Source organism: Parahoeflea alexandrii, assembly GCF_027214025.1.
Classification (GTDB): Bacteria; Pseudomonadota; Alphaproteobacteria; order Rhizobiales; family Rhizobiaceae; genus Hoeflea; species Hoeflea alexandrii_A.
Window position 1 is genome coordinate 224,435 of the sequence record NZ_JAPWHB010000007.1, and the last position, 15,198, is coordinate 239,632.

14 protein-coding genes and 1 pseudogene are annotated in these 15,198 nt (G+C 58.8%); 9 read left to right on the forward strand and 6 right to left on the reverse strand.

Annotation, left to right across the window (positions count from 1 at the left end):
* The first annotated feature begins 17 nt into the window (after positions 1-17).
* Genes O4H62_RS22615 through O4H62_RS22650 form a run of 8 tightly spaced genes read left to right on the forward strand, consistent with a single transcriptional unit; the run spans position 18 to position 8,504 of the window.
* Positions 18-887 carry a branched-chain amino acid ABC transporter permease gene (locus O4H62_RS22615; protein ID WP_269391130.1) on the forward strand — a complete coding sequence of 290 codons (870 nt, stop codon included), beginning with the start codon at positions 18-20 and terminating at the stop codon, positions 885-887.
* Entirely contained in the window at positions 884-1,861 is a 978-nt protein-coding gene (locus O4H62_RS22620) for a branched-chain amino acid ABC transporter permease (protein ID WP_269391131.1), read from the forward strand. The genes O4H62_RS22615 and O4H62_RS22620 overlap by 4 nt, the downstream gene beginning before the upstream one ends.
* Entirely contained in the window at positions 1,862-3,352 is a 1,491-nt protein-coding gene (locus O4H62_RS22625; RefSeq protein ID WP_269391133.1) for a class I adenylate-forming enzyme family protein, read from the forward strand.
* A gap of 7 nt (positions 3,353-3,359) precedes the next feature.
* Positions 3,360-3,890: a nuclear transport factor 2 family protein gene (locus O4H62_RS22630; RefSeq protein WP_269391134.1), complete on the forward strand. Its 531-nt coding sequence runs from the start codon at positions 3,360-3,362 to the stop codon at positions 3,888-3,890.
* 3 nt (positions 3,891-3,893) lie between these two features.
* Positions 3,894-4,706, forward strand: coding sequence for an enoyl-CoA hydratase (locus tag O4H62_RS22635; RefSeq protein ID WP_269391135.1), 813 nt, complete (start codon positions 3,894-3,896; stop codon positions 4,704-4,706).
* A 53-nt stretch (positions 4,707-4,759) separates the two neighbouring features.
* Positions 4,760-5,902, forward strand: coding sequence for an acyl-CoA dehydrogenase family protein (locus tag O4H62_RS22640; RefSeq protein WP_331284482.1), 1,143 nt, complete (start codon positions 4,760-4,762; stop codon positions 5,900-5,902).
* Positions 5,899-7,020 carry an acyl-CoA dehydrogenase family protein gene (locus O4H62_RS22645; RefSeq protein WP_269391136.1) on the forward strand — a complete coding sequence of 374 codons (1,122 nt, stop codon included), beginning with the start codon at positions 5,899-5,901 and terminating at the stop codon, positions 7,018-7,020. The genes O4H62_RS22640 and O4H62_RS22645 overlap by 4 nt, the downstream gene beginning before the upstream one ends.
* 41 nt (positions 7,021-7,061) lie before the next feature.
* The gene (locus tag O4H62_RS22650) at positions 7,062-8,504 is read left to right on the forward strand and encodes an aldehyde dehydrogenase family protein (protein ID WP_269391137.1); all 1,443 of its coding nucleotides are present in this window, start codon (positions 7,062-7,064) and stop codon (positions 8,502-8,504) included.
* 382 nt (positions 8,505-8,886) lie between these two features.
* Here O4H62_RS22650 and O4H62_RS22655 read toward each other — a convergent pair.
* Positions 8,887-9,234, reverse strand: a pseudogene (locus tag O4H62_RS22655) (IS6 family transposase); the annotation flags it as partial.
* A 217-nt stretch (positions 9,235-9,451) separates the two neighbouring features.
* Here O4H62_RS22655 and O4H62_RS22660 point away from each other — a divergent pair.
* Positions 9,452-10,168: a ParA family protein gene (locus O4H62_RS22660; RefSeq protein WP_269391150.1), complete on the forward strand. Its 717-nt coding sequence runs from the start codon at positions 9,452-9,454 to the stop codon at positions 10,166-10,168.
* A gap of 39 nt (positions 10,169-10,207) precedes the next feature.
* Here the strand turns inward: O4H62_RS22660 and O4H62_RS22665 are convergent, their stop codons facing one another.
* The 5 genes from O4H62_RS22665 to O4H62_RS22685 form a co-directional block, all read right to left on the reverse strand.
* Positions 10,208-11,962, reverse strand: coding sequence for a hypothetical protein (locus tag O4H62_RS22665; RefSeq protein ID WP_269391139.1), 1,755 nt, complete (start codon positions 11,960-11,962; stop codon positions 10,208-10,210).
* Positions 11,963-12,018: 56 nt separating this feature from the next.
* A complete protein-coding gene (locus O4H62_RS22670) occupies positions 12,019-13,107 on the reverse strand; it encodes a protein-glutamate methylesterase/protein-glutamine glutaminase (protein ID WP_269391141.1) in 1,089 nt (362 codons plus the stop codon).
* Between the two features lie 8 nt (positions 13,108-13,115).
* The gene (locus tag O4H62_RS22675) at positions 13,116-14,009 is read right to left on the reverse strand and encodes a CheR family methyltransferase (RefSeq protein ID WP_269391143.1); all 894 of its coding nucleotides are present in this window, start codon (positions 14,007-14,009) and stop codon (positions 13,116-13,118) included.
* Positions 14,006-14,503: a chemotaxis protein CheW gene (locus tag O4H62_RS22680; protein ID WP_269391151.1), complete on the reverse strand. Its 498-nt coding sequence runs from the start codon at positions 14,501-14,503 to the stop codon at positions 14,006-14,008. The genes O4H62_RS22675 and O4H62_RS22680 overlap by 4 nt, the downstream gene beginning before the upstream one ends.
* Positions 14,503-15,198: methyl-accepting chemotaxis protein (locus O4H62_RS22685; RefSeq protein ID WP_269391145.1), on the reverse strand; the 696-nt coding region annotated here is incomplete at its 5' end. The genes O4H62_RS22685 and O4H62_RS22680, both read right to left, overlap by 1 nt.

Here is a 15,198-nt window from a genome sequence, read left to right on the forward strand (position 1 = left end):
ACACTCCGGAGTTCGCAATGTTAGTGGATCTGATCCAGCAGCTTTTCAACGGCTTGGTGATAGGCAGTATCTATACGCTGGTCGCCCTTGGGCTGACAATTATCTTCGGCATTCTCGGCATCGCGCATTTCGCTCATGGCAGCGTGGCGATGTTTGGGGGTTATCTCACGTTCTTCTTCATACAGCAGTTTGGGATTGGTCTCTTTCCAGCCATGGCTGTGGCCATGGCGGTCGGCGCGCTGCTCGGCGTGGTGCTGGAGCGTGTGGCCTACCATCCGGTGCGCAACGCACCGCCGATCAACGCCTTCATAATTGCGCTTGGGCTCACGTTGATCATCGAGAAGGCCAATCTGCTCGTCTTTGGCGTCGACCAGGTGATCATCCCCACCGGCTTTGACCGCGTCTTCAACATCGGCGGAGTCACCTTGCCGGAATTGCGTGTCTATATTCTCGGCATCGCGGCGTTTCTTGTGGTCGCAATGACGATCCTGATCAACAGGACCTGGATGGGCATGGCGGTGCGCGCGGTCGCCCAGAACCGTCCGGCTGCGATTTTGATGGGCATCAATGTCAATACAGTGTCGATGTTTGTTTTCGGACTGAGTTCCGCCCTGGGTGTCGCGGCCGGCGTGCTGGTCGGAGCCCTGTTCGCGGTGGCCCCGGGTGTGAGCGGCGGACTGGTGGTCAAAGGCTTCGCCGTTCTCATTCTTGGCGGCCTTGGTTCCATTCCCGGAGCGATCATTGGCGGCCTGGTGCTTGGCGTGTCGGAAGCTTTCGCATCGGCGTTCGTCTCGTCCGCCTACAAGGACGTTATTGCTTTCCTTTTGATGATCGGTGTCTTGCTCATCAAGCCTGAAGGTCTCATGCGACGGAGGTCGAACCGATGATCCGGCTGGTTCTTATTGCAGCGGTCGCGTTTGGTGGAATTGCTTTCCCCTATTTGCTGACATCGAACTACTTCATTCACCTGGCCATTCTTGCGATTATCTGGATGATCGTGGCCCAGGGTGCCAATGTCATCCAGGGTTACACGGGATATGTTTCCATCGCACAGGCCGGATTCATGGGAATCGGCGCCTATTCCTCGGCGTTGCTGAATTTGAACGCCGGCTGGCCTGTCTGGATCTGCATGATAGTCAGCCCGCTGATCACCGCCGCCGCTTCGCTGATTGCCGGCTATCCGTCACTTCGGGTCAAGGGGCACTATTTCGCCATCGTTACCCTGGCGCTGAACATGGTGATCTTCATCGTGCTGGTTAATTGGATCCCCGTGACCGGCGGCGAAGGCGGCATTGCTGGAATCCCGGCGCCGGAGTCGATCCGGATTGCTGATATCGAGATTTCGTTCCTAAGCCGGGTGAACTACTACTATCTGGTGCTCGCAGCTCTTGGGCTGGTGATGCTGATCATAGCCGCACTTCTCCGTTCGCGCGTAGGCCTCGTGTTGCAGGCAATTCGCCAGAATGAAACCATGGCCGAAGCGGCCGGCGTCGCCTGCTGGCGTTACAAGTTATTCTCTTTTGTCTTCAGTGCTTCGCTGGCCGGGTTCGCCGGCTCCCTTTACGCCCATTATATGAGCTTCCTGAGCCCCGCGCCATTTTCGGTGGACCACTCCTTGAATGCCATACTTGCGGTTATTCTCGGCGGTAGTGGAACGCTGGCTGGGCCGCTTGTGGGTGCGGGTCTCACCGTGGCGCTTCCGGAAATCCTCCGCATCGCCGATTCATACCGCTTGATCATCTACGGGGTCGGACTGGTCATAGTAGTCATCTTCCTCCCGCGTGGGCTGGTGCCTTGGCTGTCGGATCTTGTGCGGCGGGCTGTTCGCGGGCGTACTGGCAAGCCGACGGAGGGACGTTGAATGGTCAGCATCGGCAATTCCGTTCGCCACCACGCCATCCTTCGGCCCGATGCGGTGGCCCTGGTGGAAGGTGACAGGCATGTTACCTATGCAATGCTCGATCAGCTGGTTTCCGGGTGCGCGCTGCGTCTGATGAGCGATGGCGTGAGGGCCGGAGACCGCGTTGCCATTGTCCTGCCAAACAGCGTCGAATGGGTGATCGCCTATCAGGGTGCTCTCAGAGCCGGCGCCGTGCCGGTGCCGCTCAATCCGCTGCTCGCAGATGCGGAGATCAACGCCATACTTCGTGACAGCGAACCGGTGGCAGTGATCAGCTGTGACCGGGGGTCAAGAGCCGACCAGAATCCGGCATGCGGTCTGATCTATGACATAGCTGGAGCTGGCAAGCCGCTGGTTTCGACCACTGCCGGCGCGGTCGATTGTCCACCTTGCAGGCCGGACGATACTGCTGTGATCCTGTATTCTTCTGGATCCACGGGACTGCCGAAGGGCGTTGAGCTGACGCACTACAACCTGTTCTGGAATGCGCAGGCTTTCGCGCTTGATCTACTGCGCCTGACGCCGGAAGATCGCGGCTATGGAGTGCTGCCGCTCAGTCATGTGTTTGGCCACACATGCCTTCACACGGCGTTTCTTCTGGTCGGCGCTTCAATTTCATTGTCGGCGCGGTTTGATCCTGAGGAAACGCTCAGGGCAATCGACCGCGACCGGGTGACGGTCTTCATGGGCGTCCCGACAATGTACTGGATGCTCGCCAAGGCGCCCCTTCCCGACGGGCTTGATTTGTCATGCTGGCGTGGCTGCGTGTCTGGCGGTCAGGCTCTTCCCGAGGAGGTTCATGCGCGTTTCGAGGAGCGGTTTTCGGTCCCAATCTCTGAAGGTTACGGGATGACGGAGGCCAGCCCATCCATTTGTGGCGCCCGGTTGTTCGGAGCGAAGCGCAAGTCCGGATCTTCCGGACAACCTTATTGGGGCGTCAGGCTTCGGATCGTGGATGAACATTTTTGCGATCTGCCGCCCGGTCAGAAGGGCGAAATATTGGTTTCCTCCCCAGGCCTCGCGAAGGGCTATTTCCGTCGGCCTGATCTGACGGATGCAGCCTTTCGCGATGGGTGGCTTCACACCGGCGATATCGGCATTATCGATGAAGACGGGTTCCTCTTCGTGGTCGACCGCAAGAAAGAGATGATCATATCGGGCGGCTACAATGTCTACCCGCGCGAAATCGAAGAACTGGCACACCGTATGGCCGGCGTCCTGGAGGTGGCGGCAATCGGTGAACCACATGAGAAGCTCGGCGAGAGGATTGTTGCCTATGTCGTTGCCGAAGCGGGAATGCAGGTCAATCCGGAAACCATGATCGCCGAATGGACCGCCAACCTGGCTCGCTACAAGGTCCCCCGCGAAGTCCGCATTATCGACAGTCTTCCACGAAACGCCACCGGCAAGGTCGATCGCATGCGCCTGCGCGCCATGAACTCGGAGTATTAATACTGCAATGAACAGTAATGAATTCAACAAGCTACTTGCCAGATTCACCATCGCCGCGGAGAGCGGAGACGGGGAGCGGTTCGCGCAGTGCTTCACGCCGGACGGGGTCTATTATGACTACATCTACGGCGAACATCGCGGACGAGAAAGTATCGCCCACATGATGCAGAACCTGTTTCATCGTGATGCCGGAGATGACTATCGATGGGAAATGTTTGACGGCGTTATCGACGGCAACATGGGATACGCCTGGTCGCTGTCGAGCTTTTCCTCCCGTATGGAGAGATTCAAGGGCAACAAGGTCGTGATCGACGGCATGTCGCGCTTCATCCTCCGTGACGGGCTGATCGCCGAGTACCGTGAATCCGTCAATGGTGGCGTGGCGATGACCCAGCTCGGCGTCGAAAGCGAACGGATGCGGCAGGTTTTCGGGCGTTGGGTCGGCTGGCTGCAGGACCGTCCTGCAACCAAGGCCTATCTGGGCCGCGAGCGCGGCCAATGGGCGAATGGTGTCTTGCTGGAGAACATTGAGGATTGAATCGTGGCATACGAGCACATCAAATATGAAATCGAGGACCGGATCGCCCGGATTATCCTGAACAGACCCGAGCGAATGAACGCATGGACCGCGACGATGGAGCGCGAAGTCCGGTTGGCAATGGAAGCCGCGGAAATAAATGACGACGTGCGCGTCATCGTGCTGACTGGCGAAGGTCGCGCTTTTTGCGCCGGCGCTGACATTGACGAACTGGCCAACCTCGATCCCGAGGATATTCGCGCCGAAGAATGGATGCGCCCGTTCGACATGAATCGACGGCCGGATTGGCAGACGCGCTACTCATTCTATCCGGCAATTGAAAAGCCGGTCATTGCCATGCTCAACGGGGCAACCGCGGGCATCGGATTGGTACATGCGCTTTACTGCGACATCAGGTTTGCGGCAGATAATGCGGTATTCTCCACGTCTTTTGCACGTCGCGGGCTTATCGCGGAACATGGATTGAGCTGGATGTTGCCGCACATTGTCGGTCACGCCAATGCGCTGGAGCTGCTGCTTTCCGCGAGGAAGTTCTATGCTCCCGAGGCATTCCGTATGGGGTTGGTTAATCAGATCCACCTTCCAGAGGAGCTCGAACAGGCCACCATGACTTATGCGCGCGACCTGGCAAATCTGGTTTCGCCTCGTGCCATGGCTGTCATCAAGCGCCAGTTGTATGAGGTGCCGTTCCAGACGCTCGCCGAGGCTACAATCTCGGCCAACAAGGAAATGGCGCAAAGCGTCCTGAGTGAGGATTTCAAGGAAGGTGTTGCCCACTTCATAGAAAAACGCGCGCCACAATTCACAGGCCGCTGATCATGATGGATGTATTGGGATACCCGGAGAGCGGCCTTTTCAGCGCACGCGAGATGAAATTCCGCAATCAGGTGCGGGATTTCGTTGCGGAGAACCTGCCCGGTGAAATTGCGGCACGGCTCAAGTGTGGACACCACGCCAACCGCGGCGAAATCGAGCAATGGACTCGGATTTTGCACGAGCGCGGCTGGAGCGCCTACTGCTGGCCGAAGGAATTCGGCGGGCCGGGGTTCACCTCCGTCGAGCGCTACATCTTCGAAGAAGAATGCGCGATTGCCGGCGCACCGGAACTTGTACCCTTCGGCCTGAAAATGGTTGCGCCGGTGCTGATGAAATATGGTGACCAGCGGCAGCGCGATCATTTCCTGCCGCGAATCGCCAGGCTCGATGACTTCTGGTGTCAGGGATATTCAGAACCCGGCTCGGGCTCGGATCTTGCCTCGCTCAAAACCAGGGCAGTGCTCAAGGGCGATCATTATGTCGTCGACGGTCAGAAGATATGGACGACGTCGGCACACGATGCCGACTGGATCTTTTGTCTGGTGCGCACGTCGAACGAAACCAAACGCCAGAACGGCATCAGCTTTCTGTTGGTTGATCTCAGCACGCCGGGAATCGAGATACGCCCGATCATCACACTTGATGGCAAGCACGAAATCAATGAAGTCTGGTTCGAAGGCGTCGAGGTTCCGGTTGAAAACCGGGTTGGCGAAGAAGGCATGGGCTGGACCTATGCAAAGTACCTGCTTGAACATGAGCGTCTCAATTTTGGCGGCATGGGGTTTTGCAAGCGGGAATTGACAAGGTTGCGGGAGATGGCGGCGACAAGCCTGCGCCATGGCCGGCCTTTGCTGGAACATCAGTCCTTCCGGCAGCGGTTGACGGCCCTGGAGGCCGAGCTTGCCGCAATCGATCTGACCAACCTACGCTTTCTGCGGGAAGTTGAGGCGGGGCGTGAAAACCCGCTGCAGGCTCCGGTGCTGAAAATCATCAGTTCGGAGATTCAGCAGGCGATTTCGGAGCTCCAGGTACGCGCACTGGGCTCGAAAGCTATGCCCTTCAATCCACAGGGCATAGCCTCGAACGCCGGACATTATTTCGCGGCCGAGAATTATTGCAACATGCGCAAGACCACCATTTACGCCGGTTCGAATGAAATCCAGCGCAATATAGCGGCGAAAGGCATATTCGGATGAACAGCATTCCCGTTCCGACGAAGACCGCCTTGCCGCTCCTGTTCGAGCCGGACGACACGCTGGAGATGCTGGCTGACATGCTGTCGCGTGCGCTTGCCGGACAATCCGGTGGCCATTGGCGCGAAGAACTGTGGCCGATGCTTGCTGAACTCGGGTTGTTTGCGGCGGTGATGCCGGAGCGGTACGGCGGATATGGCGGCGCGCGCACGGCCGCACTTGTCTGCCGGTTGCTGGCCGGGTCGGGCGTGGTAAGCCCTTACGCCGTTTCCTCTGCGGCAATCGCCCCGTCTCTTGCAGAACTCGATCAACCCGCCGGGCGGGTGACGGCGCTGCTTGAAGCGCTGGTCGAAGGCCGTCAAGTGGCGACAATCGCATTGCATGAAGTGGATGCATTGCCGGTTCTGCGGGACTTCCAGACCGTGCTCTCTGGCGCGGGCGAGGGGCAATGGCGGCTTGACGGGGCCAAGCGGATGATCGCCTTCGCTCAGGAGGCCGACTGGCTTGTGCTGCCGGCCAGGAATGAGGCGGGACATCTCGTCATCATCATGCTGGATCGGGCAAGTTTTTCCCCGCTCCTGCAACCTTGCACCCTGATAGACTCCATGCCGGCTGCGGACGCGTCCTTTAGCGGCCTTGTCATTGACGAGGATGCGATAGTGGCCGTGGGTGAGCAAGCCGAGAGCCTGCTCCGCGGTATTGTAGACAGGCTCACGGCTGCACAATGCGCCGAAGCAGTGGGCGCAATGGCCTATATGATCAATGCCACGGCGGAGTATCTCGGCGTGCGGCGTCAGTTCGGCCAGCCGCTTTCAGCCCATCAGGCGCTTCGCCACCGCTATGTTGACATGACAATCCAACAGGCCAAGGCGGAAACCATGGCGGCTCTGGCGGCCACAGCCGTTGACCAGGAAAGCCCGGAGCAAAGAGACAGGGCTTTGGCCAGGGCGCGCTATGTGATTGTGCGGGCCGCGTGGTTTGTCTCGCAGGAGAGCATCCAGATGCACGGAGCCATAGGAATGGCGAACGAGACACCGGTCAGCGGCTATTTCAAGCGATTGCTGGCCCTGTCGCTCTGGCTTGGCGACGAGGATGACGCCCTTGAAGGTTTGATTGCCTGAGCCGCGACGTAAACCTCAACACCGAGTGAAGGAATGGATGAATGCTGACGAAACCGGATTTCTATATCAACGGCCAATGGTGCATTCCAGCAAAAGGAGAGCTGTTCGAGGTCATCAATCCGGCCGACGAGCAGCCGTTCGGAGCAATTTCCCTAGGCTCCGGTGAGGATGTCGACAAGGCGGTCGCATCAGCGCGCCGTGCCTTTATAGACTGGGGCCGCACCGCGCTGGAATACCGGCTGGAACTAATGCAAAAACTCCGCGAGATCTACGAGGCGCGCATTGATGAAATGGCGGAGATCATTTCGAAGGAGATGGGCGCGCCGATTTCCCTTGCCCGGGACGCGCAGGCGATGGCAGGACTTGGTCACATCAAGTCATTCCTCAGGGTGGCCAAGACGTTCGAGTTCGAACATGTTCTTGACGACCGCAATCCGCAGGAACGCATCATCCATGAACCGATCGGGGTGTGCGGTCTCATTACGCCGTGGAACTGGCCGATGAACCAGGTGGCGTTGAAGGTGATCCCGGCATTGCTCGCCGGTTGCACCATTGTCCTCAAGCCTTCGGAAATTGCTCCGTTCTCGTCAATGTTGCTGGCCGAAATGATTGATGACGCGGGCTTCCCGGCAGGCGTTTTCAATCTGGTAAACGGGCTTGGACCGGTGGTCGGAGAGGCGATGTCCCGTCATCCGGATATCGACATGATTTCGTTCACCGGTTCGGCACGCGCTGGCATCGCGGTTCAAAAGGCCGCGGCTGAAACTGTCAAGCGAGTTTCACTGGAGCTCGGCGGCAAGTCGCCCAATATCGTGTTTGATGACGAAGCGCTGGGTGATGCGGTCAAGCGCGGAGTGCGTGCCTGTTTTCTCAACACTGGCCAGTCCTGCAATGCCCCGACCCGGATGCTTGTCGAGCGTTCGGCGTATGAGCGGGCAGTCACCATTGCCGCCGAAGTTGCGGACGCAACAAAGGTCGGGGATCCTAGTGAAGCCGGGCGTCACATTGGTCCACTCGCCTCCGGTACGCAGTTTGGCAAGGTTCAGGATTTGATCGCAACGGCGATCGGGGAAGGCGCACGCGTCGTGGCTGGAGGGGCCGGACGACCGGAAGGGTTCAATCGCGGTTACTATGTTCGTCCTACAGTGTTTGCCGATGTTGACAATCAAATGACAATAGCGCGCGAGGAGGTATTTGGACCTGTACTGGTCATGATTCCATTTGATGATGAGGAACATGCAATAGAAATCGCAAACGACACGCCCTACGGGCTTTCGTCCTATGTGCAGTCGCTGGATCTGGAGCGCGCTGAACGCGTTGCCCGCCGACTGCGCGCCGGAATGGTTCAGCTCAATGGTTCCAATCGTGCCTCTGCCAGTCCATTTGGAGGTTTCAAACAATCCGGCAATGGCCGCGAGGGGGGGTATTGGGGCTTGGAGGAGTATCTTGAAGTAAAAGCGATCAGCGGTTGGCGGGCTGATTGACCATAAACGGCATGGTTCTGTTCGCGTGGTCGGACATCGTAAAGTTAAATGAGGAGATGTCACCTGAACCTGAATACGGATGGACGGGTGATTAGCCCCGATTTTTCGAGACGCCCTCAGTTTTTCCTGCTGCCGGGCACACTCGCCGGCGAGGGCGCTCGATTGGACAGTAGTCGAGCTTCAAAGGCATGAAAGACAACGGTAAGGCTATGAGAATGTAAGTATATGGGAGGCATGTATGGCCGCGGGGGCCAACTGTTGGACAAGTGCTTCAGGCTTTGTCAGCTTGTTGGGCGCTGTACACTTATCGGCCTCGGGTCAAGGTAGGGCACGAGGTCTGCGATCAGGCTACCTGAAGATGGCGATCTCGCTCCAGGGCTTCATCCCGGCGGTTTTGGACCAGAACGTCGAGGACGAAGCCATGCTGATCGACGGCGCGCCACAACCAGTGTTTCTTCCCGCCAATGGTGATGACGACCTCGTCGAGGTATCATTTGTCACCGAGCCTGCCGGCTGATCGCCTCCGAATATCATTGGCGAACTGCCTGCCGAATTTCTCCGCCCACAGTCTCACGATCTGGTGAGAGACGATGATCCCTCAAGCTGCCAAAACAACCTCGACCATGCGCAGGCTGAGCGGAAACCGGAAATAGAGCCATAATGCATGGGCAATCACTTCCGCTGGAAAACGATGGCGACGATAGAGAGGATCACCTGCAGATCTGCTCATGCCGCCAGATCCCACATTTTCATCGTTTCTCAGTCAACGTTGCAGTGCCGTCCAGCCGGCTTGCAAGCCTGCAATCCGGACACATTTACGCCGCCATGGTACTTGAGGAATACAATTGATGGCCCCCCGAAATTCACCATTGGTTAACCATGATTGGTCAATATTTGTCAGGCGCATATTGATTGAAAAGTGCTCCCAAGCTCGAACGGAAACGGATATGGCAATCGTGACTTTCGCCAACACCAAAGGCGGCGCCGGCAAGACCACCGCGGTTCTGCTGGTGGCCACGGAACTCGCGCGCCTGGGATTGCGTGTCGTGGTGCTGGATGTTGATCCACAGCACTGGATCTCGCGCTGGCACGAGCAACTCGGCGCCAACTGTCCTGACAATCTCGAAGTCGTCCCTTATGTGTCTTCGGCCAATCTGGAGCGTCACATCCGCGCGCATCGCCATTCGGCGGATTTTGTTCTTCTCGACCTGCCCGGAGCCAGAAGTCCGCTTCTCGCCCAGGCACTGGGCTATTCCAGCTATGTGCTGATCCCTGCGCAGGGTTCAGCTATGGATGCGCAAGGTGCCGCCAATGTTATCGATCTACTGCACTATCTCGACGAGAAGGCAGGGATCCGAATTCCCCATTCTGTGGTTCTCACGCGCGTCAACCCGATCATCACAACGCGGGCGCTCCAGGGCGTCAAAGCCTTGCTGCAGGAAAAGCGGGTTCATTTGATTTCCACGCCGATCATCGAGCGTGCGGCCTTTCGCGACGTCTTCAGTTGCGGCGAGACGCTCTACACCATGGATCCAAGGAAGGTCAGCAACCTTGAGCGCGCGCAGGAGAACGCGCAGCTTCTCGGCCAGGAAATCCTGCTTCGGCTGCAACAGACCTGCGCCAGGCCTCCACAAAGAAGCGAGCCGCATCGGCTCGTTGCCTGATCGAGACTTCAGTCTTTCCGTGACTGGCCTTGGCCTGGTTCAGAACAGCGCATCATCGAACAGATCATCATCCGAAACCTCTGGCGCCAAGGTCGGCTCGGTCTTGGCCTCGCTCGCGGTCGGCCAGCCGAAAATCGCGGCGTGAACATCGCGCTCGGACTTCATCGTATAGGTGCGAAAGATATCCGCCGACAACCCATCCAGCACGTCTTCCAGTCCATCGCAATGCGGCTCATAGGTCAGCGCCCCGGCGGCGAGCGACCGGCAATCACCGAGAATGGCGGACACGTCCTGATGGAAGTCGAGGCCAGCTGTGGCCGCCGCCACCTTGATGGTCACATCCTGGCCGCGGCTGCACAGATTGTCGACTTGCGCTTCGAGTGTCTGGTCTGCCTGGGTAACATGGGAAAGCGCGATCTCTATCCGGCCAACAAGGTCGGGGCCGCCATCTGTGTCATTGCCTGTTTGGCCATGGCTCAGTGCGATCGCCTGTTGATTAAGCTGGTTCAGATCGTCAAGCGCACGGTCCGTTACCTCGTCAAGCTTGGCTGAAAACGAGCGCAGTTCGTTGGTGACGACATTGATGGCGCGGCTTTCTTCGCCCAACTGGGTACAGCGCAAATAGGTGTTGAGCGCCATGTACTGAATATCGGTGCGAACGAGCTGTATGGTTCTCACACTCTCCACCAGTCCCTTGACCATATCGCCGGCGCTACCACTCAGCCGAGCCGCTTCGCCTGCGGATTGTTCGATACCCGCTACGGCATCGCGGGCAAGTTCCAGACTGTTTTGCACAAGGCCCATGGAAGACCGTTCGGATGTGTCCGCCCGCGCAGGCAACATGGATTGCTGCAACTGTATGAGAAGAGTGGCATCGTTCGAAAATGCCCCGATGTTCTTCACGATCGTCCCGCATTGGACCTGAAACTCCGCTGCGATTGCGGCGAGTTGGTCGCGCACCAGCCTTGTGATCAGCATCCGAATGCGGTCCCGGTCCTCGGGCGACAGGTTTGCTGCCTCATCGCGCGAAAGGTAGTCGTTGGAGATCACGAAGGCGGCCTGGCAATGTTCGATCCGTTGCCGTGTGACGTCACCGATCTGCAGCGACGAGAGTGTGCTCGCCAGGCGCCCCTGCACCTTGAGGGCAAGGTCCTTTACCTGATCAGCGATGTCCGCAAGCGTCTTGCGTTGTGTCTGGATCGCATTTGCATTTCGCACCAGATCCTGGGCGATGGCAGGTATCGCGTGTTCGTGGGCTGCAAGCACCTCCCCCCCGGCGTGTGCGCTATGGACCATGTGCTGCAGGGAATGAATGCACTCGGCAAAGGCCTGTACCTCGCGAGTGGCAAACTGGATGCGCTCGACGATCTCCTCGGCAAAGCCCGCGAAATCGGCAATGCCGGCGCCGGTTATCTTGGCTGTCATGGCGAAGGCGCGCAGATAGCGCAGTGTGTCTTCCATCACCAGCACCTCTGAAGCCAGCGATTTGCCGTATCTCATGATGCTCTCAAACCGCTCGCGTCTGGCGAGTTGTTGAGCGGGGAGAGCGGCAATCAGTTCGCCGGTACGCATCAACTCCCTGGTCGCTTGCTCTGCCTCATCTTCCCGAAGCGCATTGGTAATGTCTTCCAGAGATTTCAAAAGCCCAGTGAACACGTCAAGCACGGAAACCAGAACGGTTCCTCCGTCCAGAAAGCGTTGCTCGATCTGCGCGAGAGCGTCTTCAAGTTTTTCACCGATTACGTTGATTGGCGCAGAAATCTCGTCTGCCTTGTGCAATCTGCTGGTGTTCATGCTGAGCCTCGTTGATGTTTTAAAAGTTGGTCTGGACGGAGAAAACCCGCGCGGGCTCAGCCGAGATGCCGGCGATTGGCCGCCAGAATTTCGCGTGCGATCTGTTCGAGTGGTACAACCCGGTCCACGCCGCCTCTGGCAATCGCTTCCTTTGGCATGCCAAAGACCACCGATGTCGCCTCATCCTGTGCAAGCGTGAAGGCTCCGGCCTTGTGCATCTCGTCCATGCCGCGAGCCCCGTCGTCGCCCATTCCCGTCATGATCACGCCCGCGGCGTTGGCGCCGGCCGATCGCGCGGCGGACCGAAACAGGACATCGACCGAAGGACGATGGCGCGAGACCAGCGGCCCGTCCTTGACTGCCACGATGTAGCGGGCACCCTGGCGTTCGAGCATCATGTGGTGGCCACCAGGCGCAATCAGCACATGGCCGCGCAAGACAGGATCGCCGTGTGCGGCCTCCTTGACCTCGACCTGACACAAGGTGTTGAGCCGTGATGCGAAGGCCGAGGTAAATCTCTCGGGCATGTGCTGGACAATGACGATCCCGGGCGCGTTGGCCGGAAGTGCTACCAGGAGTTCGCGTAGGGCCTCTGTGCCGCCGGTGGAAGCGCCGACGCACACCACCATTTCCGTGGTCTTGGCCATGGCCCGGCCGGTAGGCGGAGGCAAGACCGCGTCGGCGGTAAGCTTGGCCTGGGTTGCCCCTGCAAGCGGTGGTCGTCGGCTTACCCCCTTCACCCGCGCCGCCGCAGCGCCCTTGACCGTTTCGCGGATCATCGCTCCGGATTCAGACAGGTGGTCGGCTGCACCAATCTTGGGCTTGAGAATGATGTCGACGGCGCCGGCCTCCAGCGCCTGCATCAATGTTTGCGAGCCTTCCTCCGTCAGCGAGGAACACATGACCACCGGGATGGGATGCTGGGACATCAGCTTGCGCAGGAACGTGATGCCGTCCATTTTCGGCATTTCCACGTCTAGGGTCACGACATCGGGCACTTCCTCCTGGATGCGGCGTGCTGCGACGAAGGGGTCAGACGCCACGCCCATCACCTCGATATCGCCGTCCGCTTCCAGAACCTGCGTCAATGCCTGCCGGACGCTTGCCGAGTCATCCACGATCAATACGCGTATCTTCTTCGCCATCTGCGTGCTCAGATCTTCTGGAAAACGGTATTGGCCACCTGCTTCACGGGCAGATCGAAGCCGGTAATGGTCTCTGAGTGTCCAACATAGAGGTAGCCGTCCTTGGCGAGCCTGGCGCAGAGACGGGACAGCACCTTATGTTGGGTCGGCTTGTCGAAATAGATGAGTACGTTCCGGCAGAAGATCACATGCATGGGTTCACCGATCGAATAGGCCGAATCCATGAGGTTGAGACGAGAAAATCCTACCTTGCTGCGGAGCGCGGGGTGGATGCGAACCTCGCCGCGATGGCGATCGACTGGCTCCATCACATAGCGTCGCCGCCGGTCGCCATCGACCGGGTCCAGCATGGCGGTGGGAAACACGCCGCGACGAGCCGTCTGCAGCACATCGGTCGATAGATCTGTTGCAAGGATCGAGTAGTCCAGCCCGGACTTGGCTTGAATGAAATCCTCCAAGACCATCGCCAGCGTATAGGGCTCTGCGCCAATAGAGCAGGCGGAGCTCCAGAACCTAAGGTGACGATGCCCCTTCGAGACCAGATCTGGAAGCGCATCCGTACTCAGATGGTCAAAATGCTTCGGCTCGCGGAAGAAGTCGGTCTTGTTGGTCGTCACCGCGTCGATGAGGTGAATGGCTTCTGTCTCGATACCGTCATGCTTGAACAGATAGTCGCAATACTGATCGAGGCTGGTCATGTCGGTTACCCGCAATCGACGCCGCAGTCGCCCCTCCAGCATCGTCTTCTTGGTCACCGGCATCTTGATTCCGCTGTAGTCATAAATGTAGCGGGACAGCAGATCGAAGTTGCGAGTACTGAGAGCATCAGAGCCCGACGCGCCCGCGGATGCGGAGCGATGGCTGCGGGTGGCTGGCCGTTCCTGCAATGCGGCGGCGCTCATGCTGGTTCCACCCGCACTTGTGACAGGGAGCCGAGCGAACGGACATCTCCGGTCGTGAACAGAGTGGCGAGATTGACAATGACCACGAAGCCGGAGGTGCGCCGGACGACGCCTGCGATGTAATCAGATGGCCACCGGACGCCTATATCCGGAGCGCCCTCGATGGCGTCGCACCGGAATGCGGTCACCTCGAACACGCGGTCGGCCAGCAGGCCGAGCGTTAACGCCCGGCCTTCCAGCGGGACATCGATCACCAGAATACGCGTGTGCGGCGTTTTCTGGGTTGCGGTCATGCCAAGACGCAGGCGAAGGTCAATGACCGGCACTCCCTGTCCGCGCACGTCCCTCAGGCCAAGCAGGTAATCGGGGCCATTGGGGATCCGGAAGGGATCCTCGTGATCGAGGATCTCCCGGACGACTTCAACCGGAACGGCAAAGCATTCGTCTGCAAGGCTGAACGTTACATATTGAGCTTCAGACTCCGGATTGGCCATCATGCGCTCTCCTTGAAATTCGCATCTTCCCCGTCAGGTCCGCCCATCGCCATGTCGATGCTGAAACCAGAAGACTTCTTTGGGGCGGTCTTGTTAGGCTGAGCTGTCTTCTTGGCGGGTGATGGCGTAGCCATCCGGGCAGCGGTTTTCTTGAGCTGTTGGACCTGGCTGTTGTCAGTTGAGCCGGCGGCAGTATCGACCTTGAAGAAGGCGATGGATGCCTGAAGCTCTTCGGCCTGGGCCGCGAGCTCTTCGGACGTCGCCGACATCTCCTCAGATGCGCCAGCGTTCTGCTGGGTCACCTTGTCGAGCTGCTGGATCGCCTCGTTGATCTGCGAGGAGCCGATATCCTGTTCGCGGCAGGCGGCCGAGATCTCGGCAACCAGTTCCGCGGTCTTGCGGATATCGGGAACGAGGCGGGTCAGCATTTCGCCGGCCTGGGTGGCGACAGTGACGGTTTCCCCCGAGAGGCCCGAGATTTCGGCCGCTGCCGCCTGGCTGCGCTCGGCAAGCTTGCGCACTTCAGAAGCCACGACCGCAAAGCCCTTGCCATGCTCGCCGGCGCGTGCCGCTTCGACGGCTGCGTTCAGCGCGAGCAGGTCGGTCTGGCGCGCGATCTCCTGAACGATGGAAATCTTCTCTGCGATGGTGCGCATGGCGTTCACGGCGCGGTCCACGGCATTGCCGCTTTCCTC

Bases quoted from the DNA above. Each gene is read 5' to 3' on its own strand.
- O4H62_RS22615 (WP_269391130.1), top strand. From the start codon at position 18: ATGTTAGTGGATCTGATCCAGCAGCTTTTCAACGGCTTGGTGATAGGC.
- O4H62_RS22620 (WP_269391131.1), top strand. From the start codon at position 884: ATGATCCGGCTGGTTCTTATTGCAGCGGTCGCGTTTGGTGGAATTGCT.
- O4H62_RS22625 (WP_269391133.1), top strand. From the start codon at position 1,862: ATGGTCAGCATCGGCAATTCCGTTCGCCACCACGCCATCCTTCGGCCC.
- O4H62_RS22630 (WP_269391134.1), top strand. From the start codon at position 3,360: ATGAACAGTAATGAATTCAACAAGCTACTTGCCAGATTCACCATCGCC.
- O4H62_RS22640 (WP_331284482.1), top strand. From the start codon at position 4,760: ATGAAATTCCGCAATCAGGTGCGGGATTTCGTTGCGGAGAACCTGCCC.
- O4H62_RS22645 (WP_269391136.1), top strand. From the start codon at position 5,899: ATGAACAGCATTCCCGTTCCGACGAAGACCGCCTTGCCGCTCCTGTTC.
- O4H62_RS22650 (WP_269391137.1), top strand. From the start codon at position 7,062: ATGCTGACGAAACCGGATTTCTATATCAACGGCCAATGGTGCATTCCA.
- O4H62_RS22660 (WP_269391150.1), top strand. From the start codon at position 9,452: ATGGCAATCGTGACTTTCGCCAACACCAAAGGCGGCGCCGGCAAGACC.
- O4H62_RS22665 (WP_269391139.1), bottom strand. From the start codon at position 11,962: ATGAACACCAGCAGATTGCACAAGGCAGACGAGATTTCTGCGCCAATC.
- O4H62_RS22670 (WP_269391141.1), bottom strand. From the start codon at position 13,107: ATGGCGAAGAAGATACGCGTATTGATCGTGGATGACTCGGCAAGCGTC.
- O4H62_RS22675 (WP_269391143.1), bottom strand. From the start codon at position 14,009: ATGAGCGCCGCCGCATTGCAGGAACGGCCAGCCACCCGCAGCCATCGC.
- O4H62_RS22680 (WP_269391151.1), bottom strand. From the start codon at position 14,503: ATGGCCAATCCGGAGTCTGAAGCTCAATATGTAACGTTCAGCCTTGCA.